The sequence below is a fragment of the Bacillus sp. 22483 genome, assembly GCF_052044605.1.
Classification (GTDB): domain Bacteria; phylum Bacillota; class Bacilli; order Bacillales; family Bacillaceae; genus Bacillus; species Bacillus altitudinis.
The window spans coordinates 158,538-180,030 of record NZ_JBQENU010000005.1 but is presented as its reverse complement, the minus strand read 5'-3'; the positions used below and the strand labels follow the sequence as shown (position 1 = coordinate 180,030).

General features: G+C 41.9%; 23 protein-coding genes and 1 riboswitch. Of the genes, 6 read left to right on the top strand and 17 right to left on the bottom strand.

The window, feature by feature from the left end:
* Window positions 1-71: 71 nt before the first annotated feature.
* From thiE to cidR, 3 genes are read right to left on the bottom strand one after another with little or no spacing between them, the layout of a single operon-like run.
* Entirely contained in the window at window positions 72-761 is a 690-nt protein-coding gene (thiE, locus tag ACTJJQ_RS09920; protein ID WP_277687504.1) for a thiamine phosphate synthase, read from the bottom strand.
* Entirely contained in the window at window positions 748-1,572 is an 825-nt protein-coding gene (thiM, locus tag ACTJJQ_RS09915) for a hydroxyethylthiazole kinase (RefSeq protein WP_440600161.1), read from the bottom strand. The genes thiE and thiM overlap by 14 nt, the downstream gene beginning before the upstream one ends.
* 17 nt (window positions 1,573-1,589) lie before the next feature.
* Window positions 1,590-2,477 carry a cidABC operon transcriptional activator CidR gene (cidR, locus tag ACTJJQ_RS09910; protein ID WP_008345526.1) on the bottom strand — a complete coding sequence of 296 codons (888 nt, stop codon included), beginning with the start codon at window positions 2,475-2,477 and terminating at the stop codon, window positions 1,590-1,592.
* A gap of 165 nt (window positions 2,478-2,642) precedes the next feature.
* Between cidR and ACTJJQ_RS09905 the strand changes: the two genes are divergently transcribed.
* Window positions 2,643-3,026 (top strand): CidA/LrgA family holin-like protein, encoded by a 384-nt coding sequence (locus ACTJJQ_RS09905; protein WP_008345527.1) that lies wholly within the window; start codon window positions 2,643-2,645, stop codon window positions 3,024-3,026.
* Window positions 3,020-3,700, top strand: a complete 681-nt coding sequence (locus ACTJJQ_RS09900; RefSeq protein ID WP_440600160.1) for a CidB/LrgB family autolysis modulator — start codon at window positions 3,020-3,022, stop codon at window positions 3,698-3,700. Before ACTJJQ_RS09905 ends, ACTJJQ_RS09900 begins: the two co-directional genes overlap by 7 nt.
* A 37-nt stretch (window positions 3,701-3,737) precedes the next feature.
* Here ACTJJQ_RS09900 and ACTJJQ_RS09895 read toward each other — a convergent pair whose 3' ends face one another.
* Window positions 3,738-4,919, bottom strand: a complete 1,182-nt coding sequence (locus tag ACTJJQ_RS09895; protein WP_440600159.1) for a class I SAM-dependent rRNA methyltransferase — start codon at window positions 4,917-4,919, stop codon at window positions 3,738-3,740.
* A 117-nt stretch (window positions 4,920-5,036) separates the two neighbouring features.
* On the opposite strand from ACTJJQ_RS09895, the gene ACTJJQ_RS09890 reads away from it, so the two are divergent.
* Window positions 5,037-5,420: a VOC family protein gene (locus ACTJJQ_RS09890; RefSeq protein ID WP_008345541.1), complete on the top strand. Its 384-nt coding sequence runs from the start codon at window positions 5,037-5,039 to the stop codon at window positions 5,418-5,420.
* Window positions 5,421-5,507: 87 nt separating this feature from the next.
* Here the strand turns inward: ACTJJQ_RS09890 and ACTJJQ_RS09885 are convergent, their stop codons facing one another.
* The 3 genes from ACTJJQ_RS09885 to ACTJJQ_RS09875 all read right to left on the bottom strand — a co-directional run bounded on the left by ACTJJQ_RS09885 (window position 5,508) and on the right by ACTJJQ_RS09875 (window position 7,712).
* Window positions 5,508-6,236: an amino acid ABC transporter ATP-binding protein gene (locus ACTJJQ_RS09885; RefSeq protein ID WP_025208197.1), complete on the bottom strand. Its 729-nt coding sequence runs from the start codon at window positions 6,234-6,236 to the stop codon at window positions 5,508-5,510.
* Window positions 6,233-6,877 carry an amino acid ABC transporter permease gene (locus ACTJJQ_RS09880; RefSeq protein ID WP_007497860.1) on the bottom strand — a complete coding sequence of 215 codons (645 nt, stop codon included), beginning with the start codon at window positions 6,875-6,877 and terminating at the stop codon, window positions 6,233-6,235. Before ACTJJQ_RS09880 ends, ACTJJQ_RS09885 begins: the two co-directional genes overlap by 4 nt.
* Before the next feature lie 70 nt (window positions 6,878-6,947).
* Entirely contained in the window at window positions 6,948-7,712 is a 765-nt protein-coding gene (locus ACTJJQ_RS09875; RefSeq protein ID WP_007497862.1) for a transporter substrate-binding domain-containing protein, read from the bottom strand.
* A gap of 528 nt (window positions 7,713-8,240) precedes the next feature.
* Between ACTJJQ_RS09875 and ACTJJQ_RS09870 the strand changes: the two genes are divergently transcribed.
* Both ACTJJQ_RS09870 and ACTJJQ_RS09865 read left to right on the top strand, forming a co-directional pair.
* A complete protein-coding gene (locus ACTJJQ_RS09870) occupies window positions 8,241-9,326 on the top strand; it encodes a tetratricopeptide repeat protein (RefSeq protein ID WP_058337081.1) in 1,086 nt (361 codons plus the stop codon).
* Window positions 9,327-9,345: 19 nt separating this feature from the next.
* Window positions 9,346-9,495: a hypothetical protein gene (locus ACTJJQ_RS09865; RefSeq protein ID WP_017368302.1), complete on the top strand. Its 150-nt coding sequence runs from the start codon at window positions 9,346-9,348 to the stop codon at window positions 9,493-9,495.
* Window positions 9,496-9,546: 51 nt separating this feature from the next.
* Here the strand turns inward: ACTJJQ_RS09865 and ACTJJQ_RS09860 are convergent, their stop codons facing one another.
* From ACTJJQ_RS09860 to ACTJJQ_RS09840, 5 genes are all read right to left on the bottom strand, one after another.
* Window positions 9,547-10,179, bottom strand: coding sequence for a GTP pyrophosphokinase (locus ACTJJQ_RS09860; protein WP_007497867.1), 633 nt, complete (start codon window positions 10,177-10,179; stop codon window positions 9,547-9,549).
* Window positions 10,180-10,273: 94 nt separating this feature from the next.
* A complete protein-coding gene (locus tag ACTJJQ_RS09855; RefSeq protein ID WP_440600158.1) occupies window positions 10,274-11,290 on the bottom strand; it encodes an ABC transporter permease in 1,017 nt (338 codons plus the stop codon).
* Window positions 11,287-12,783: a sugar ABC transporter ATP-binding protein gene (locus tag ACTJJQ_RS09850; protein ID WP_440600157.1), complete on the bottom strand. Its 1,497-nt coding sequence runs from the start codon at window positions 12,781-12,783 to the stop codon at window positions 11,287-11,289. Before ACTJJQ_RS09850 ends, ACTJJQ_RS09855 begins: the two co-directional genes overlap by 4 nt.
* A gap of 71 nt (window positions 12,784-12,854) precedes the next feature.
* A complete protein-coding gene (locus tag ACTJJQ_RS09845) occupies window positions 12,855-13,973 on the bottom strand; it encodes a sugar ABC transporter substrate-binding protein (protein WP_144667562.1) in 1,119 nt (372 codons plus the stop codon).
* A gap of 172 nt (window positions 13,974-14,145) precedes the next feature.
* A riboswitch (SAM riboswitch) is annotated at window positions 14,146-14,255 on the bottom strand.
* A gap of 117 nt (window positions 14,256-14,372) precedes the next feature.
* Window positions 14,373-15,800 carry a right-handed parallel beta-helix repeat-containing protein gene (locus ACTJJQ_RS09840; RefSeq protein WP_440600156.1) on the bottom strand — a complete coding sequence of 476 codons (1,428 nt, stop codon included), beginning with the start codon at window positions 15,798-15,800 and terminating at the stop codon, window positions 14,373-14,375.
* 359 nt (window positions 15,801-16,159) lie between these two features.
* Between ACTJJQ_RS09840 and ACTJJQ_RS09835 the strand changes: the two genes are divergently transcribed.
* Window positions 16,160-17,251: a branched-chain amino acid aminotransferase gene (locus ACTJJQ_RS09835; RefSeq protein ID WP_008345553.1), complete on the top strand. Its 1,092-nt coding sequence runs from the start codon at window positions 16,160-16,162 to the stop codon at window positions 17,249-17,251.
* Window positions 17,252-17,575: 324 nt separating this feature from the next.
* Here the strand turns inward: ACTJJQ_RS09835 and ACTJJQ_RS09830 are convergent, their stop codons facing one another.
* The 5 genes from ACTJJQ_RS09830 to ACTJJQ_RS09810 form a co-directional block, all read right to left on the bottom strand.
* Window positions 17,576-17,974, bottom strand: a complete 399-nt coding sequence (locus ACTJJQ_RS09830) for a hypothetical protein (protein WP_440600155.1) — start codon at window positions 17,972-17,974, stop codon at window positions 17,576-17,578.
* A 117-nt stretch (window positions 17,975-18,091) separates the two neighbouring features.
* Window positions 18,092-19,420 (bottom strand): 6-phospho-beta-glucosidase, encoded by a 1,329-nt coding sequence (locus ACTJJQ_RS09825; protein ID WP_007497885.1) that lies wholly within the window; start codon window positions 19,418-19,420, stop codon window positions 18,092-18,094.
* A complete protein-coding gene (locus ACTJJQ_RS09820) occupies window positions 19,417-19,743 on the bottom strand; it encodes a PTS lactose/cellobiose transporter subunit IIA (protein WP_008345561.1) in 327 nt (108 codons plus the stop codon). The genes ACTJJQ_RS09825 and ACTJJQ_RS09820 overlap by 4 nt, the downstream gene beginning before the upstream one ends.
* 26 nt (window positions 19,744-19,769) lie before the next feature.
* A complete protein-coding gene (gene celB, locus ACTJJQ_RS09815) occupies window positions 19,770-21,119 on the bottom strand; it encodes a PTS cellobiose transporter subunit IIC (RefSeq protein ID WP_007497888.1) in 1,350 nt (449 codons plus the stop codon).
* A gap of 14 nt (window positions 21,120-21,133) precedes the next feature.
* Window positions 21,134-21,439: a PTS sugar transporter subunit IIB gene (locus tag ACTJJQ_RS09810; protein WP_007497889.1), complete on the bottom strand. Its 306-nt coding sequence runs from the start codon at window positions 21,437-21,439 to the stop codon at window positions 21,134-21,136.
* Window positions 21,440-21,493 lie beyond the last annotated feature (54 nt).

The following is a 21,493-nucleotide window of genomic DNA, read 5'->3' as shown; positions in this document are numbered from 1 at the left end:
AACAATTAGATTGTACACAATTGTATCTCTACTGTCTATTTTTCACGCAGATAAGAAAAGACATGGATGAGTCAATCCATGTCTTTTACAGATGAAAGAGCTGCTTTCTCTGACTCGACAAGAGATGTTAGTTCTTCCGCAGCTTTTTTCGGATCAGCGCTTTGGCTAATGGCGCTGATGATGCTAATGCCATCGGCTCCCGCTTGGATGACTGGTGCCGCATTTTCATACGTGATCCCTCCGATGCCCACAATAGGAATGTGAAGACCGTGTTGACGTACTTCGTTGATTAAAGAAACACCTTGGACACTGCGTGCATCCTTTTTTGTTTCTGTAGGATAGACTGGACCCATCCCTACGTAGTCTGCCCCGTCCTTCATCGCTTGCCTCACTTCATCTAGATTGTGCGTGGACACGCCTAATATTTTATTACCGATTCTTTGCCGTACATCTTGTGCAAGTGTATCTTCCTGCCCAACATGGACACCATCTGCATCAAGATCTATTGCAAGCTGTACATCATCATTTACGATAAAGGGAATATTCGCTTCTTGGCAAAGTGCTTGAATCTGCTCAGCGATTTTTTTCTTTTCTTCACCTTGCAGAGCACCTTCACCCTTTTCACGAAACTGAAACATCGTGATCCCGCCTTGAATGGCCTCTTTCACCACATCAAGCGGATGCCGGCTTGTATTCGCTGTTCCCATAATAAAATAAACCGATAATTGCTGTTTGATTAGCTGCTGATCAACCTTCGTCATGCAAAACTCCCCCTATTTTCCCTAACGTGATCACATCTTGACCATTTGTATTGGATAGCGCGTTTAACAATTCGATTTGAAAGGTGCCTGGCCCTTTCTCTTCTGTCTGCTGAGCTGCCTTTTCTGCAGCGACACCATAAAACAGCAGAGCTGATGCCGACGTATGAATGGGCCGTTCCCCTGTTGCACAAAATGCCCCTATGACAGAGGTGAGTAAACAGCCAGTCCCTGTCACCTTGGTTAACCATTCGTGTCCATTATGAATAGATAGAACCTCTTCTCCATCTGACACGACATCCACTTTTCCCGTAATCGCCACAACGGTTTGAAGGGCTTTTGCTGCCTGCTTTGCTAAAGACGATACATCTCCATTTGCCCCTTTTGCATCAACCCCTTTTGACTGCCAGCCATTCACTCCAATTAAATGAGCTATTTCAGCAGCATTCCCTCTGACAACAGTGATGTCCACTTGCTGTAACAGCTGTTTCGCCGCACTCGTCCGAAACATTGTCGCACCAACACCAACAGGATCCAATAGAACCGGTACACCTTTTTCATTGGCCGCTTGTCCAGCAATGACCATTGCCTCCACTGTATCCTTTGTTAGTGTGCCGATATTCAGCACAAGTGCATCCGCTAATTGCGCCATTTCTGCCACTTCTTCTTTGGCATTTGCCATGACTGGAGAAGCACCTAAAGCGAGCAGTCCATTCGCTGTAAAGTTCGTCACAACTTGGTTGGTGATATTATGGACAAGCGGATTTTCCGCTCGAACCTTTTCCAAAAGATGAGACACGCAGCTTAATTTCATCTGTATCGTCCTCCCTTTTACTCTGCATCCCACACATAGGATTTTGTATGCTTTAACCATTCTCTTGCAGCAAAGGACAAGTAGCGGTCCTTTCGCCAAATGACACCCAAATGCCACGGAATAGACGGATTTAAGGATATGATCCTCACTTTATCAGGATCTAGATCACGGCAAATCCGTTCAGGCAGAAGCCCGATTCCAAGGTTCTCAGCAACCATTTCACTGATGAAATCCCATTGTGACGTTTCATAAATAACGTTCGGCCTGAATCCCGCATTCATACATTCATTTAAGATTCGGCTGTGCAGAACGAAATCTTCTCGAAAGAAAATAAAAGACTCTTCCTTTAAATCAGCCAAATGAACCTCATCACGTCCTGCCATCGGATGTGATGGATGGGTGACAAGCTTCATATTCTCTTTAATGATGGTGTATGTATGAAAAATTTTATCATTTGCAGGCAGAACAATGACACCAATATCTAATGATCCATCCTCTACCCCTTCCTCTACTTTAATGGAGCCGTGCTCCACCAATTGAAAGGTGACATCTGGATACTGCTGGCGGAATTCCCCCATCACATTTGGGAAAAAGCTTGATCCAATCATGGGCGGCAGTCCTATTCGGATATGTCCTTTTTTCACATTCATTAAATCATTTAATTCACTCGTTAAATTCTGAAAGGATTGTGTGATTTCACTCGCCTGTGTATACATGGTTTGTCCAGCATCTGTCATTTCAACCTGTCTGCCATTACGGTAAAACAACTGCACCCCCAGCTCATCCTCCAGGTTTTTGACCATCTTGGAAATGGTCGGCTGCGACACATAGAGCGATTGTGATGCTTTCGTAAAACTCTTTAACCGTGCCACTTCTAAGAAATATGTTAAATGTCTGATGTCCACATGGTTCACCCTTTCTATAGACAAAAGGAATACTAACTATTCGATATATGTATTTTACCTATAACAGAACGTGCTGTACACTTTAAAGTAAGCTCACCGATTAGAACGTTGTGTTGTTTTTGTGAAACAGTGAACAATTTATATAGAAAAAGGAGTGAACAGAAAGTGCAATTGCTCAAAACGTCGCTGATTGCTACCCTTCAGATTATGGCTTTATTTGCTTTTGCGAAATTGATGAATGTGCTGGCGGCCTTTTTGCATTTAAGAATTCCGGGCACGATCTTAGGCATTCTTGTCATTTTCTTATTACTTCATTTTAACATCATTAAATTAAAATGGATTGAACTTGGCGCCGTATGGCTGCTCGGAGAACTGCTGCTCTTCTTTATCCCTTCAGCAGTAGGTGTGATTGATTACGGAACATTACTTTCTCAATCTGGCACAAGTATTGTCCTTGTGGTTTTACTTAGTACCTTTGTGGTCATGCTCTCGACTGGCATGATGACGCAGATGATTGCGAAAAGAAAGGAGCGAAAAAAGCTATGTTAGTTGGCGGACTATTTTTGATCTTAACCATTCTGATCTATCTCGGATCAAAAGCGGTTTATAAACGTCACCCGAAAGTCTATGTCTCCCCTTTACTTGTGACACCGGTTGTTCTTGTGGTCTTGCTGTTAATCGTGAACATTCCTTACGATGCTTACAATCAAGGCGGAAAATGGCTGACAAATATGCTTCAACCTGCGACTGTGGCATTTGCCATTCCTTTATATAAGTATTTTCACATTCTGAAGAAGCATGCAGTAGAAATTATTTTGAATGTGGCTTGCGGTTCTATCGTTGCAATTTTATCAACAGCGTTTATCGCCAAATTGTTTCATTTGGACACGAGTCTGATCGAGAGCCTCGTCCCAAGATCCGTCACAACACCCGTGGCGATGAGTGTGTCTGAAATGATTGGCGGGATGCCGTCCGTTACGGCTGTCTTCGTCATTTTAACAGCATTATTGGGTTCAATCATTGGGCCATTGGTTATCCGTTATTTCCGCATTGATAATGACATTGCAATGGGCGTTCTGCTTGGTACAGGAGCACATGGTGCAGGCACATCGAAGGCCTTTGAACTGAGCTCGGTCTCAGGCACGATCTCAAGTGTGTCCATGATCATTTCGGCCATTATTACATTATGTGCAGCGCCTATCCTGATGTCGTTTGCCCTATAGAAAAAGCCATTTCCCCTTATCGGAAAATGGCTTTTTCTTATGCTTGGATGAAGACAACCTTTAAATAGTTCCCCTCAGGATAATTTTTCGTTGTACGGAAGTCCTCAGGAAGTGTATATTCCTCAAGAATACGATACGTTTTCCCAGATTCTTTAAAGGCCTGTGCAATAAATCCTTTAAACTTTTTCATCCCAAATGCACTGCTATTGGTTGACGCCACAATGACGCCGTTCTCAGCTGTGATCTGGATGGCTTCTTTTAATAGTTTCTTATAATCCTTCGCTGCACTGAATGTGTGTTTCTTCGTTCGTGCAAAGGATGGTGGGTCCAAGATCACAACATCATAGCTCCAGCCTTTTTTCGCCGCAAACGGGAAATATTTAAAGACATCCATGACTTTGATATCCTGCCCGTCTACATCAATGCCATTCACTTCAAACTGCTCAGATGTTTTTTTCAAACTGCGGTTTGCAACATCTACACTTGTCGTACGGCTTGCCCCGCCAAGCGCTGCTGCTACAGAGAAAGCGCCGGTATAGGAGAACGTATTAAGGACGGTCTTTCCTTTTGCATAGCGATCTTGAATTGCTTTTCGCACATGACGCTGATCAAGGAAAATACCTGTCATCGCACCATCATTTAGATAAACCGCCACGTTCATCCCATTTTCTTTGACGATAAGAGGAAATTCACCTTTCTCCCCTTTTACAAAATCGTCATCTTCGATATATTGTCCAGACGTATCAAATCGTTTCTTTTCATAAATGCCTTTATAGTCAGGGTACACCTGCTCAATCGCAGCCAATACATCTTCTTTTAATGTATAAACACCTTCGCTATACCATTGGATGAGATAGAATCCATCATAATAATCAATCGTGATTCCACCAATTCCATCCCCTTCCCCATTGAACACACGGAAAGCTGTCGTCTGTGCATCACGAAATAGATGCGTTCTGCTTTTGGATGCCTGTTCAAGTTTAGAAACAAAAAAGGGCTGATCTATTTTTTCGTTAGCGTCAAAGGAAAGTACCCAACCGATGCCTTTATTTTGCACACCATAATATCCTTTCCCTAAAAAAGAGCCTCTTTCATCTACCCATTCAATGAGCTCGCCTTCCTGTACACCGTTCACACGCGACACAGCATCTTTTGAAATAAGCGGATATCCCTTTTTCACTTGTTCTGCAAATGTTTGTTTTAATGAGATTTTTTTCATTTGTGTCATCCTTATCCTAAATTGACTCTCTCTATCCTACCATATGAATGTATACGTTACTTCTATTATGATAAGATGAGGAGAAAAATATCAACTCGACATAGAGGAGGCTCTTTTTTGACAACATTACGCTTAGATCATACAGGGATTATGGTGACAAATATTGATCAGTCCATTGATTTTTATGAAAAAGTGGTGGGCATGAAATTAAAGGATCGCATCACTCATACAAACGGAGTCATTGAACTTGCCTTTCTTGGCTTTAAAGACGAAGCAGAAACGGAAATTGAACTCATTCAAGGGTATAGCAGTGACCTTCCATCTGAAGGAAAGGTCCACCATCTCGCCTTTACAACAGATAATATTCACGCGGAATTCAACCGTATTCAAAAGCTGCAAATTGAGCTAATAGATGAAGAAATCACAACATTGCCCAATGGCTATTGCTACTTCTTTTTCCGAGGGCCAGACCAAGAGTGGATTGAGTTCTTCCAACGATAATATTTCCTAGGAAATGCATGCGAATCGGTATATTCATTCTCGTCACAAAAGAAAAAGAGTAAGAGCATACCTGCTCTTACTCTTTTTTTATAGCACCTTACTAAGAAATGATTTGGTACGCTCATGCTGCGGGTTTCCAAAGAGTGCTTCTGGTTTGTCTTCTTCGACGATATATCCGCCATCCATAAAGATCACGCGGTCTCCCACTTCTCTTGCAAAGCCCATTTCATGTGTGACGACAATCATCGTCATTCCTTCGACTGCTAATTGTTTCATAACAGCTAAAACATCCCCAACGACCTCAGGGTCAAGAGCAGATGTCGGCTCATCGAATAAGAGCACTTTCGGGTCCATCGCCAAGGCTCTTGCAATGGCAACACGCTGTTTTTGTCCACCAGATAATTGGTTAGGGTAACTTTTGGCCTTGTCTTTCAAGCCGACCTTTTCAAGCAAGTCTAATGCTTTATCGACTGCCGCTTTCTTCTCCATCCCTTTTACTTTCACCGGTGCGATCGTGATATTTTCTAACACGGTTTTATGAGGAAATAAATTAAAGTGCTGAAACACCATACCAACTTCTTGTCGTACTTTATTGATATTCACTTTTGGGTCTGTAATCGTATGTCCGTGGACAACAACTTCTCCAGCCGTAATATCCTCTAATTTATTGAGACATCTTAGAAATGTGCTTTTCCCTGATCCTGAAGGACCAATGACACATACAACCTCTTTTTCCTCGATGACTGCATTAATATCCTTTAAGACTTCGTTATCACCAAAGGATTTCTTCAAGTTTTTCACCGTAATCATACTCATTTCACATCAAATCTCCTTTCTGCGTAGCTAGCCAGTAGAGAAAGTAAATAAATGATCACGAAATAAATGACACCGACAATGAGCCAGACATTCAAAGGATCAAATGTAGCCGATGCTTGAACTTGTCCCCTCTGCATGATATCAGCAATACCGATAATCGATAAGAGAGAGGTGTCCTTCAAACTGATGATGGCTTGGTTCGTAATGGCTGGAAGCATACGGCGGAATGCCTGTGGAAGAACGATAAAACGCATGTTTTGTCCACCTGTGAATCCTAAAGAGCGTGCGGCTTCTGTTTGTCCTTTATCAATGGACTGAATCCCTGCACGAATAATTTCTGAGAAATAAGCTCCTGCGTTAATTGCTACTGTAATAATCCCTGCCGGTACTCGGTCAAGTGAAATGAATTCAAGTGTATTTAGCCCAAAATAAATGAAAAATAGCTGTACGATAAATGGCGTACCTCGAATGGCATTGACAAAAACGAGTGAAATAAAGTTCAAGATTTTAAATGGTGACAGGCGGAATAGCGCCACAATCAACCCGATGATAAAACCTAAAATGATAGCAACAACAAAGATATATAAAGTGGTTTGCAAACCATCCATTAAATACGGAAATGCATTAACAATCGTATCCATGTTTCTCCCTCCCTAATTCACATACGGTTGACACATAAAGAAAGCGCGCTCTGAGCGCGCCTCGCTTGTGTTATGACTTCAAATATTTCTCAATAATTTTGTCATATTCACCGTTTTTCTTTAGGTTTTCCAGCCCTTTATTGATTTTCTTCAATAAGTCCTGGTTTTTACCCTTCATCACTGAGATCCCGTATTGGTCGCCATTCAAGCGATCTCCAACTGTTTTCAATTTCAAGTCTTGCTGTGCGATCGCATACGTAATGACAGGATAATCCTCAATTAAAGCATCTGCATTTCCGTTAGATACTTCTTGGAACATAGATGGACTGTCATTGAATTGAACTACTTCATACCCATATTTGTCTGCGTTATCTGTTGCAAATTTTGCACCTGTTGTCCCATTTTTAACAGCTAGCTTTTTCCCCTTTAAATCATCAATCGATTTGATGCTGCTGTCCTTTTTCACAACAACTGTCAGACCAGCGTCGAAGTATGGATCTGAGAAATCCACTTTCTTTTTACGCTCATCTGTAATACTCATACCACCCATTCCAACATCAAGCTGACCTGCTTGCATCGCTGGAATAATCCCTGAGAAATCCATTGCTTCAAGCTTCACTTTGAAGTCTTGGTCTTTCGCAATGGCGTTAATTAAATCAACGTCTATTCCCACCGTTTTGCCGCCTTTTTCAAATTCAAATGGCGGATATGTTACATCTATCCCGATTTTATATGTGCCTTTGCCTTCTCCCGAACCGCTGTCTGATTTTGAACCACAGGCTGCCATGACGAGCACAACAATTAGTCCCATGATCAATAACATCGATTTCTTCATAAAACACGACCCCCAATTGTCAGTTTTGTCTAAATATTCGCAACAACAATCTTACTATACCACGCTAAAGCTATACTGTGTGATATTTTTTATCAATACCAAAGATCCATACAATTCTAGATCGATAGTCTCTTTAAATTTTACTTTTTTGCGAATAACTCATTTTATTCTGAAAGAAGCATGTTTCACAATATTCATGTGATATAATCTCACAAAAAACCGAGAACACTCCTTTATAAATAACACTTCTTTCTCACCTATGAAAAAACCCTCTTTCACTGTCTCTCTTCCTCTATTGATATCCTGATATATTTTTTCAATATCCTCTTTTTACCTAAAAAAATGTAAGCGTATACAATCCGATCGTTACTCCCTATTTTTTTCACTACTGGTTGAATTTACATCAAAAAACATGTTTTACAAATTGAGATAGACCGCTTAAAATATAAGAAGATACTTAATATGGAAAGATGATTCAGACAAATAAGAATCAGCAGAAATGAATAGGTGAAGAAAGGAGGATACCAATTGGCAGAAACAGGTGTTTTGTCATCCGTTGATGTAGCAAATATGCTAAATGACTGGTATGTCTTGATGAAAAAAAGAGACATACAAGAAGCAATACAGCTAAAAGAAGAGATTCTTCAAGCATTTGATCGAATGGAAGAGAATCAAGACGTCTTACTCTACTATCAACTTTTAGAATATCGTTTCAAAGATTTAGTCGAAGATACAGCTTCGTTAGATCACAGTCTTTTTGTGGATGAAAATGCGATTCGTACAGATGATATGCTCAGCTACTATTTCTATTTCTTTAAAGGCATGTATGAAATGCGCAGAGGGAATCAAGATACAGCATTTCACCATTTGAAATTGGCCGAGGATAAATTAGATCTCGTACATGATGACATTGAAAAGGCAGAATTCCATTATAAAACAGGATGTCTATACTATAATATAAGATCCACACTTCTCTCCATCCACCACTTAAAAAAGGCTTCGTCTATTTACGACGCAGATCCATGTTATGTGAAAAAATCAATCAGCTGTCAAATGATGCTTGCTCTGAATTATGCGGATCAATCGAAATATGAAGAGGCAGAAGCTTTGTTTGGACAGGTGATTCACTCACTCGAACAGATGGAGGATCCAGATTTACTTGGTCACGCGTATTGCAATGCAGCCTTTATTAAAAGTCTAAGAAATGAATACAGTGAAGCTGTACCGCTCCTAGAAAAGGCTTTATTGATTGAGGCATTCGAAACTTCTTCTCCAGGCGGCTATTTACTGGCCTTGTATGCCTACACGAAAGCGCTGTTTAAGCTGAAAAAGCCTGGTTTGTTCCACTATTATGTACAGCTTTCACTTCAAAAAGCAGAAAATTTAAAACAACGAAACATTTCACTTAAATTATCCATTTTAGAAACATTGATGCTCCAGCCAGACAACATGATTGAGCAGATCATTTCTTATTGTGATCAATTAGAATCTATGAATTTCCTTGTTGATCTTGAGGCTATCTGTCAGGATGTAGCCGCCTACTTAACTGAAAATGGTCTTCCGAAAGAAGCGATGTATTTTCAGAACAAGGCATTGTCATTCAAAACTTGTTAAGAAGATGGAGTGATGTATGATGAAAAAATGGCTGATCTCAAGTGCGATTTTTGCGCTCTTGTTCACAGGTGTTTGGATTGGCACTTCTACACAAAAAGGCAGCCCGTCTGCACAATCGCAAGATGACGGTACGATCATTCAAAAGAGAGATCGAGGCACCAACCCTTAATAAGACTGAAAAGAGTAGCTGTCATTCAAAACAGCTACTCTTTTTTATTGGTTAATCAATTTCTCGTTTGATATTTTGCATTTTTTCATCTAAGTAGTGAGCGATATCTGCCGCTTCCTTTAGTTCATCGGTGAGCTGATGAGGAACATCGTTTTGCAGTTTATAATAGATTTTATGTTCGAGACTCGCCCAGAAATCCATCGCAATGGTCCGCACCTGAATTTCAACCTTCACATGCTCCACACGATTCGTTAGGTAAACAGGAATCTCAACAATTAAATGAAGACTTCGATAGCCATTTGGTTTCGGATGCTGAATGTAATCTTTCACTTCAAGGATCTTTAAATCCTCTCTTTGCCTCAGAACATCAATAATGTTATAGATATCTTGAATAAACGAGCAGATGATGCGGACACCAGCGATATCATGTATGTACTCCTTGGCACATTGTGTGGTGATGTCACATCCTTTTCTCGCTAGTTTATTCACGATGCTTTCAAAGGATTTGATCCGTGATTTTGTATGCTCTATTGGGTTGTGTCCATGGATTAAATTATATTCCTGACTAATAATCGAAAACTTTGTATCCATTTCATCTAATGCAAATTTATATACTAATAATTCATTTTTCCAGTCTTCCATGACACTTTTCAAATCTTCTACATGAGTTGCTGACATATTCATTTCTTTTTGTCATCTCCTTTTGGCAAACAGCTGTTACACTGCTTTCCGTTTACTAGACGGAGAGAGAACGCAAATGGTTTTAAAAAAGTACATCTTAGCCCCGTTGTTTGTAATAAGTCAGCGCGAGTGCCAGTGCAAGTACAGATCCTTTCACGATATCCATTGCATAATACGGGACAGACATCATCACAAGTCCATTTTGCAAAATACCGATGAGCACCGCACCAATAAACGTACCGAATGCGTTTGGTTTACCTGCTCCCATGACTGAAAACCCGATAAAAGCAGCAGCTACCCCATCCATTAAATATGGCGTTCCTGCGTTAATTTCTGCTGTCATCACCCTTGATGCCAGCACGATACCACCGATCGCCGCAAATAAGGCAGACAACAGATATGCTGCGATTTTGTATTTGTTCACATGAATACCAGATAATCGAGCGGCTTCTTTATTTCCACCAATGATATACATCAATCGCCCATGCTTTGTGTAAGTCATAAAAACATGTGCAAAAAGCACAATGGCCGCCATAATCAAAATGATATAGGGTACCTGCCCAATCTTGCTGAAAAAGGCCGGGATGGTGCCAGTTGAAAAAGTGCCATCAGGCAGCACCATATTTTCAGAAATGGTCGCACCTTTCGTATAGGTTTGTGCCAGCCCTTGAATGATAAACATCATGGCTAGTGTCATGAGCATATCTGGAATCTTCATTTTGACAATCATCCAAGCATTCAGCAAACCGACAATAAGAGAAGCCGCCAGCGCAGAAAGGATCGCAATGAGTGGGTTTTGCGAGAACCATACAAACATGGAGATCACAATTGCATTTGATAACGTAGCAACTGAGCCTACAGATAAATCAAAGCCGTTCACTGCTAGTGAGATCGTCAGCCCTACCGCAATGATGGTTACAATCGAGATCGATCGTAAAATATTGATGATATTTCCTGACTGTAAAAATGCCGGATTGGCTGCCGCCGCAAAGACAACAATCAATACGACAATCGTTAAGATGGTGCCATATTGATAAAAGAAATCAAACAGATGAAAGGATGGCCGCTGTTTCTTGATTTGTTGAACTGGGGCTGAAACTTGTCGTTCACTCATGATTGTCCTCCTGTTGAATGATATAAAAGCTCTTCTTCAGTCATTGGTGCCGTCATTTCCCGGGCAATGCTGCCATCATATAAGACGTATACTCGGTCGGCGATTCCTGCAATTTCTGAAAGCTCACTTGAAGCATAAATAACCGCTTTTCCTCTTTCAGCTAGTTCTGCAATGAGAGAGAAAATGTCCTTTTTTGCTCCAACGTCTACACCTTTGGTTGGTTCATCAAAGAGATAGACATCCGCCTCAGCCAACAACCATTTTCCAATCGCAATCTTTTGCTGATTTCCACCAGATAGATGCTTCACCTTCGCTTCAAGAGAAGGTGTCTTGACGCCAAGCCGCTTGACGATTCCATCTGCTGCCTTCCGTTCCTTAGAACGATGTAAGAAGCTGAACGGCCGTGTAAACGAACGTAGACTTGCAGCTGTTACGTTCCATCCAACAGTTTCTTCTGTTAGAATCCCTTCTTTTCTCCGTTCTTCAGGCACAAGGGCAATACCCGCTCTCACAGCGTGATGAGGCGACTTGATATGAATGGTTTGACCATGCAGCTGCACAGTGCCTGACTTTTTTTCTGAGGCGCCGAATAGGGCTTTGCACAATTCTGTTTTACCAGCACCGACTAGTCCTGCAATCCCGAGAATTTCTCCTTTTTTCACATGAAGATGAATGTTGTTTAATTTATGCTGGTCATGCAACTCTTTCACGTCAAGCACAATCGGTGCATCCTCAAGCGTTGTACGAGATGGGAATTGATCCTCTAATGGCGCGCCAAGCATTTCTTCAATGACCTGCTTTGGATCGGTTTCTTTAATGAGGTGCGCCGCCACATCGGTTCCATTCTTCATCACAGTCAGTTCATCACAGATGTTGAAAATTTCTGGCATGCGATGCGAGATAAAAATGATGCCTGTGCCGTTCTTTTTCAATTGATGAATCATTGAGAATAGCTTGCTTGTTTCTGCATGACTAAGTGGAGCGGTTGGTTCATCTAAAATTAAAATGCTGCATTTGATCGACACAGCCTTGGCAATGAGCACCATTTGTTTTTCTGCCAGTGTCAAATCACTCACAAGACGCTTCGTCGAGATGTCAATGTCCATCTCTTGTAACAGCTGTGCTGCCTTGCGGTGAATCTCTTTCCAACGGACGAAGGTTTTTTTCTCCATTTCATGAATCATCATATTTTCGCCAACACTTAAATAAGGCACTAGAGCTGTATCCACTTCTTGATGGACGGTCTGCACACCGTATGAGGCCGCATCCTTCGGTGTATGAATGGTCGCCGCCTCGCCATTGATGTGGATGGTTCCTTCAAAATGTGAATGAGCACCAGAGAGAACTTTCATTAACGTTGACTTCCCAGCACCGTTCGCCCCAATCAGGGCATGGACTGTGCCTTTTTTTAATGTGAAATTTGCTTGATCTAACGCTTTGACTCCTGGGAATTCAATCGAAATGTTTTTCATATGAACAAGCGGCGCTGTCATAGGTGTCCTCCTTCTCTCCTGATCGTCAATTGAAAAACGAAACACCCTCTATGAAAGAGAGTGCACGTTGTTTATTTTGCATAATGCTTCTTCAAGGTCTTCATCCAGTCTTCTTCAAAAGCAGTCGATGATCCGAATCCTTTTACTTCATCTGCAAGATTGACCATATTGATGGCCTTTCCTGCATCCTGAAGCTGCTTTTGTGAAATGAGAGAGGCCTCAAGGTCATAGGAAGATGGCGTTTTCTCGCCAGCTAGTTTCTTCGCAAGAATCCTTACGTCGATTGCGCCAATGAGCTTCGGATCGACAGCGGCAGTGTACTTCCAAGGGCTGTCTTTCGCAGTCATTTCTTGCAGATCGGCATTAGACACATCAATACCGTATATTTTCACTTCGGTTCTTCCTGCTTCTTTTAAAGCTCTTGCGGCACCAATCGCAAATGCATCCCACGTGGCAAAAATCGCATCCAGTTTCCCCTTTGGATATTTATTTAGCATAGCCGCAACCGCATTTTGTGTTTGAACTGATGTATCAGAGGCCGCAACGCCAAATCGGTCAAGTTCCTTGATTCCTGTATGCTGTTTGAGCGTTTCTTGGTACACCTTGTTTCGTCTCACCATTGGAGGGAATCCGTCTACCCAAAGATACGCAATATTTGCTTTTCCTTTAAAATCAGCCACGAGTGCATCTAATGATTTTTCCGCTAATTGCTCGTCATCTTGAGACGTCACTGTGACCCCTTTGATGTCCTTCAGCTTCGGATTTGAATCAAACGCCACAACTGGAATGCCTTTCGCTGTGATCTTCTTCACATCAGCGACTGTCGCCTCATCATCCCCATGAGAGATGATAAAGCCATCATAGTTTTCTTCTAGTGCTTGAGAAATGGCATCATGAAACTTCGCCGTATCACCATTTGCCGTGTAGACATCTACTGTAAAGCCTAGCGCTTCACCTTCTGCCTTCGTTCCTGCTAAAAACTGAGCAGTATGATCGTCCCCGCCAATTTTACGGATGACTTTAATTTTTGCTCCCTGTCCTTTTGCAAATCGCTTCGGGACATTGTCAAAGGAGACCTTTTCATTTGCATTAGCCTTTGAGCCTGCGCTTGATCCCGTACCGCAACCAGATAATAGCACGGTCAGGACCGTCAATAATACAAGAGATGATGTCCAATATTTACGTTTCATTGCTGTTCCTCCTCAAGTTGTTTTATTTTTCACATCGGAAAACTAGGTGAAGAAGTGGAAATATGCCTGTGAACCCAGTCTTTTGATTCTAAAAAAAGAGATCAAAAAAGCCTCTCTTTATAAAGAGAGGCTTGATCACCGTTGCATGAAACATGTATCGGGAAGTCTTCCTCTCTTATCTGTCAAAGCTGTAACAGCTTTGCAGGAATTAGCACCAATTTCTTAAATAGAAACGGTTGCTGGGCGTCATAGGGCCAGTCCCTCTGCCTCTCTTGATAAGAGATCCGTTATGAAATTTGTTTTAGTTGAAATGTCTTCTTTACTTTAATGTGATGTCTCATCAATGTCAATGACTTTTTTGAAAATTTCTAAAATGATCATTTGCACCGAATACCTTGTTTAACTGCCGATGATTTTCTTAGCAGGTGATGATGCTTTAAGACGGAAATCATATTTTTTCTCATTCACAAATTGGGGATTGAGGTGTGCTGATCCTTTATCTTGACCGCTTTTCGAGCGATACGTTTTGTAGCCTTCCAGCCATTTCCCGTGCCATACCCACTGTGAGGCTTTTGCACCTTTGCGGTCATCGTAGACATTCTTTTGGAATGTATTCTTCTTGTTCACTTCGTAAAGATTCACGACTAAGTAATGCGAAGCACTGGCTGTCATGATATTATTCGTGATTCGATTGTTCACCGATTGATATTGCATGAGCAATTGACCGCCTTCTAAGCCGGCTGTGTCATTTTTGTACAAAATGTTATGGGAGATGGTCGTGTTTGTGGTTCCGCCCCGCTTCTTGTCATAGCCGCCGATGGAGATGCCTGTATAACGATTTAAATATACTTGATTGTGCTCAATGCGAATGCGTTCGGCCATCTTCCCTTTATGTTCACTTGTGACCTCAATCCCAAGGTCATTATGATGGCTGATGTTATGATCAATCACGATGTCTTTCCCGCCATCCACATAGATTCCTCCTGCGGAGATGTCCTTGCCGTACGCTGGATTCCCAACACTCGTAATCTCATAAACTTTGTTTCTAGATACGACACCATTTCGCACTTGATCATACTTTTTAGAAGGTGCGACATTCTCAAAACCAATTAAATCAATCCCGATATTGTCCGTATGCCGGACTGTATTATGTGTCACACGGAATTTTTTAACGTTTCCGTTTAGCACAAGGGCTTCACTAAAACCTAGCTTTAACTTTTCCACAGTGTTTCCTTTGATTTCGATGTCTTCAATGGCTGCTGGTGCTTTCGTTCCATAGACCGCAATGCCATGAGCATTCCCATTTTGATGTGTCGTCTGAATGTCGTACACACGGTTGTTAAGCAGTTTGACGCCTTTGCCGCTTCCTGTGATGAATATACCGATGGGTGTCACATCTTCTTGATTCGTTTTAATATGACCGACTGTCAAACCTTTCAGGGTGATATAGCTTTTTTGATCAATCTTCACAAGACCACCGTCTGTTTGATTTCCTTTAAGAGATGCTCCGCTTATGACAGGCTTCTCTTTTTCATACGCTTGAAAAACAACTGGTGCTTTCTTTGTTCCAGAATGGCGGACAATCAATTTCTCTTTGTATGTACCGCCTCTCATATAAACTGTTGTCCCAGCTTTCGCGATACTTGCCGCTTTTTTCAGCGTACGGAAAGGCTTTTGCTTTGTCCCTGGATGTTTGTCGTTCCCATTTGCTGCGACGTAATAGGCAGTACCTTGCTTCGCACCAGCCTCCTCCGTCATCGCTTGACAGCCAAAACTAATGGCGGTCATCAATAAAATCAATAAGGCGCCTGATATCATTCGTTTCATCTCGTTGTTTGCTCCCTTCCACTCTCTTCTACCTTTATCGGTTAAAAAAAAGAGGATTAAAATATGGCAATGCCCCTTGCAATGTACTAGTCAAAAGGTGTATGGTTGAAAGAATATCTTACAGGAAAACAAATTGCTTTTAAATTGTCAGATTAATCAGTTAATAATGAAATTGGATTTTATTTCTAAGGGGAAACTTCAGTAAAACCACGACAGAGAGGAGGAAAGCGCTTTAACAGATTTTTCTTGTCTGAATTCCAGAAAACCTATTGCTAATATTTTGTGAAGGTATAGAATAGAATCATAATTATTTCATATTATTAGAATTTTCAAATAATCAAACAGCAAGGAGATTTACGATGCCAAAACAACCCATCCGCGTTGAACTTAGTTCAACAAAAAAACCAAAACCTCAATCTGATCAACTTGAATTCGGAAAAATCTTCACAGACCACATGTTTGTGATGGATTATTCAATTGATAAAGGCTGGTATGATCCGAGAATTATCCCTTATCAGGCGATTCCAATGGATCCAGCTTCTATGGTTTATCATTATGGCCAATCTGTTTTTGAAGGCTTGAAGGCGTATGTGTCTGAGGATCAAAAGATTCTCTTATTCCGTCCCGAAAAAAATATGGAACGCTTAAACAGATCAAATGACCGCCTATGTATCCCGCAAATTGATACAGAAACGGTTTTAGAAGGCTTAAATGAACTCATTCGCATTGATAAGGATTGGGTACCTGATGCAGAGGGCACTTCTTTGTATATTCGTCCATTCATTATTTCTACTGAGCCCTATTTAGGTGTTGCACCGTCAAGCACCTATAAGCTGATCATCATTTTATCTCCAGTAGGTTCTTATTATAAAGAAGGCATTCATCCGGTCAAAATTGCGGTGGAAAACGAATTTGTCCGCGCTGTTAAAGGCGGAACAGGAAATGCCAAAACAGCTGGAAACTATGCATCAAGCCTGAAAGCACAGCAAGTTGCTGAAACGAAAGGATTTTCACAAGTCCTGTGGCTTGATGGCATCGAGAAAAAGTATATTGAAGAAGTCGGTAGTATGAATATCTTCTTTAAAATCAACGGAGAAATCGTGACGCCTGAACTGAACGGCAGCATTTTAGAAGGGATCACACGGAATTCTGTGCTTGAGCTGTTAAAGCATTGGGAAATCCCTGTGACAGAACGTAAAATTTCAATTGATGAGTTAATCGAAGCACATCAGTCAGGTGAACTTGAAGAAATCTTCGGGACAGGAACGGCAGCCGTCATTTCTCCTGTCGGTGAATTAATTTATCACGATCAGCCATACGTCATTCAAAATGGTCAAACAGGCGAAGTATCGAAGAAATTGTACGAAGCGATTACTGGAATCCAAAAAGGAACTCAGCCAGATATCTTCGGCTGGACAGTAGAAGTCGATTCGGTCGTCAAGCAGGCATAAGCAAGCGAAAGAACCTTTCATTTGATGAAGGGTTCTTTTTTTGTTTCTTTATCTCCTTATCTACCTCATAATGGAAAATGTGGATCTATTCCACGCTTAAGGAGTGATGATATGTTTTTTACTTATTTACTAGCGTTCTTTGGGATTTGCATCGGATCGATCATCATCGCTACAGGTTTCGATGATTCACCGTTCTTCACCCGTTTTCTATTTAAGTTTCTCGGAATTTCTATCTTTGTTCTTTCCATTACTTTTGTAAAAGTGAGGCGAAAGAGGTTACGCAACAAAAAGGAGAAAAAGACTTAGATGTCAGTCTGCCTTCAATCAAATCGTGCACCAAAACAAGACCGATATCCCCACAATGGCCCCTGCATATATCCACTGTTTCCCTTTGATACTCCGCTTTCTCTCGATCAGTAAAAAGATCTCTGGTAAAAAGACGATGATGAGTTCTAGGATAAAAACAAGATGATAAACTGGCGGCATCGGCTGGAAATCAAAGTCTCTTTCATCTCCACCGATGGTTGCGAAATACATTAACAGATTGGTTACTGGAATAGTAAAACAAACGAGCAAGCGGAGAACATACATCCACACATCCTGTCTATGCCGAATCAGGCCAATAAATGAAGCGATGATTCCATACAAAAACAAAACCACTGTGCCGTAACTAAGTAGAGGTTGAACGATAAAGCCGTAAAGCATTAAACCAATTGCCACCATATTCTAACCGTCCTTTCTTTGAAGCAGTACATGTTGTTTTTTCTATCATACACTGCTTTCTCCGGTTTCCATATGAAAAAATCATAAAAAATGACCCCATAAAGGGGCCATTTTATTTTACGCATTTACTGATTTGAAGAACTGCGGTAAATATTCACGGTGCGCTTCAAGCATTTCATCTAAGATTTGCTTTGCAATTTCGTCAGATGGAACGAGTGGATTGATGGTCATGGCGACAAGAGCTGTCTCGTAATCTCCTGTCACAGCTGCTTCAGCTGCCACACGCTCGAAAGACTTGATTTGTTGAACGAGTCCTCTCACAGCCACAGGCAGATCACCTGTCGCGATTGGTTTTGGTCCGTCCTTTGTAATGATACAGTTCACTTCAACCGCTGATTCGGCCGGAATGCTAGCAATCGCTCCTCTGTTCACTGTATTTACCGGTTGAATGTCATGTTTATCATTATAGATGGAGCTGATCAAATTACATGCTGCATCGCTGTAATAAGCCCCGCCTCTTTTTTCGAGCTGCGGCGGTTTAATCGATAAATCTGGGTCTTTATATAACTCAAATAGTTCATGCTCGACTTGCTGCACAACCTCTGCTCTTGTTCCTTTTTCTTGAGCCGCTTTTTGTTCTTCCTCCAGCATATCTTTCGTTTTATAGTAATAACGATGATACGGACATGGAATGACCCCTAAGCCTTTGACGAAAGAAGGCTCCCAGTTTTTCGCTTCAATATTCCTCATGGACCACTGGCTATTTGGATTTCCTAATTCATCGAGTACTTGATCCATAATGCTGACCCCGTCTAAATACACATCTAAGCCATAGACCATGTGATTGAGGCCTGCAAATTGTACTTCAATGCGTTCGACATCGACATCCAGCGCTTTTGCAATGCCCATTTTGATTCCAATCGGCACATTGCATAGACCGACTACTTTTTTCAGATTCGTGTAGCGTAACACCGCCTCTGTGACCATGCCTGCTGGATTTGTAAAGTTCACCAGCCAGGCATCTGGGCAAAGCTCTTCCATATCCTTCACGATGTCTAGAATGACTGGAATGGTGCGTAGACCTTTAAATAACCCGCCTGGACCATTCGTTTCCTGTCCAATGACGCCATATTTAAGCGGGATTCTCTCATCCTTTGCTCTGGCTTCGAGCAGTCCTACACGGAATTGTGTCGTGACAAAGTCCGCATCTTTCAGAGCTGCCCGGCGGTCAAGGGTGAGGTGCACTTCAATCGGCAAACCCGCTTTTTCGACCATACGTTTTGCAAGGGCACCCACGATGTTCAACTTTTCCTGACCTGCTTCAATATCCACAAGCCATAATTCCTTTACAGGCAATTCTTGATATCGTTTAATAAACCCTTCGACGAGCTCAGGCGTATAGCTTGATCCTCCGCCTATTGTGACAATTTTGATTCCGTCTTTCATGAATTGACACCTCCGAATTGCTTCATTTTTTCATGGAGCTCAATGATTTCAGCTGCAAGCTCCTTGACGGTCATAGCGTTCATCAGATGATCCTGTGCATGAATCATCAAGAGACTGACGTCGGTTTTCTCTCCTCTGATTTCTCCCTGGATCAGCTCTGTCTGTGCGTGATGCGCCTCATTTAACGCGTCTTGTGCTTCCTGCAATTTTTGCTTCGCCTCATCAAAATTGCCTTGCTTTGCACATGTAATGGCCTCCATGGCCGAGCTTCTGCCATTACCACCGTGCAGGATGAGTTGAAACACAATTTGTTCCATTTCCATCGGCCGCATCCCCCTTGTTCCCTCTATTACATGCTGACGACATTTTCATCTGTTGATGCTTTTGCTTCAAGCTCATTTTCTTCTTTCAATTTCTGCTTATCCCACATTCTAAAGAATGGATAGTATAGCGCAAATGACAAGGCAAGGTTAATCAGCTGCATGACCGCGCCAGAGATTTTCCCGCCTGTTGCGAGATAGCCTGAAATGATTGGCGGCATTGTCCACGGGACAGCGATCCCTGCCGGTTTTGCTACAAGTCCTGTGCTCATTCCGATATATGTGGTGATGATCATCATAATTGGCGTAAGGATAAACGGAATGAGAAGCATTGGGTTCATCACAATCGGCATTCCAAAAATGATCGGTTCGTTGATGTTAAAGATGGCTGGCCCAATCGCAAGACGGCCAAGCTGTTTCATTTGTTTACTTCTCGCACGCAAGATCATGGTCAGTACCAAAGCAAGCGTTGCGCCGCTTCCGCCGACATTGATAAAGATTTCAAAGAACTGCGCTGTGAAAATATTCGGCAGCACTTCTCCTGCTTGGAAGGCAAGACGGTTTTCATCCATCGCACCGAGCCAAATCGGACCCATGACTCCTCCGACAATGGTGGCTCCGTGAATACCACATGCCCAGAGGAGCATTTGCACACCGATGGCAACGATACTTCCGCCTAAGCTTCCACCAAGAATGGATAGTGGTGTGCCGATTAAGACCGTGATGATATTATGAATACTCTCAAAAGGTGTCATCTCAATCAGAAGCCTAGCGACCCAGATCAGCGTGATGACCACAAAACCTGGAATAAGTGCGATAAACGATTTACTAACTGCTGGCGGTACACCATCAGGCATTTTGATGACGATATTCCGCTGTACAATAAAGCGGTAAATTTCGGTGGAAAGCATGGCAATAATCATGGCAACGAATAGCCCTTTACTGCCCATCAGTGTGACGGGAATACCGCCATTCACTAGGATAGCTTCTGTTGATCCTTCAGGTGTGAACGGTACTTGATAAGGTGTGGCTAGGAGGAAAGCTGCGACAGCAATTGCACCAGATGACAGTGCATCGACTGCATACTTTTCAGCTAACCTGTATGCGATCCCAAAGGTCGCAACAAGTGCCATAATGTCAAAGGTGGCATTCACAGGATAGGATAGTTTCGTGGCCCATTCGGCTCCGAAGACACTTGCCATAAAATCGCTATATCCCGGAATCGGAAGGTTGGCTAAAATGAGAAACAGTGAACCGACGATAATGAGAGGCATGGTTAAAACAATTCCGTCACGCAATGCTTGTAAATGTCTTTGAGCGGCAATCTTTCCTGCAAACGGCATAACCTTCTCTTCTAGAAATCGGTTGAATCCATTCATCCCTTCCGCCCCCTTTACCCGTTCACTAACTGTTCAGCAGATTTTAAAACCTCAGCACCATTACATACGCCATAATGCACGGTATTAATCACGTCTACTGGAATTCCTTTGTCTTCTCCGAGTTTTTTCATTTGCGGTAATAAATAACGAACTTGAGGTCCTAATAAAAGCACATCGGCTTGATCAATATGATTTTTTGCAGCATCTCCAGATACTGCCCAAATACGATAGTCTTTTCCTTGTTCTTGTGCACTTTTCTCCATTTTTGTGACAAGTAAGCTTGTTGACATACCTGCTGCACAAACTAATAAAATGTTCATTGTAAACGCCCCCTTTTTGAAGTATGAAGCTTTTCTTTACACATTCATCATATT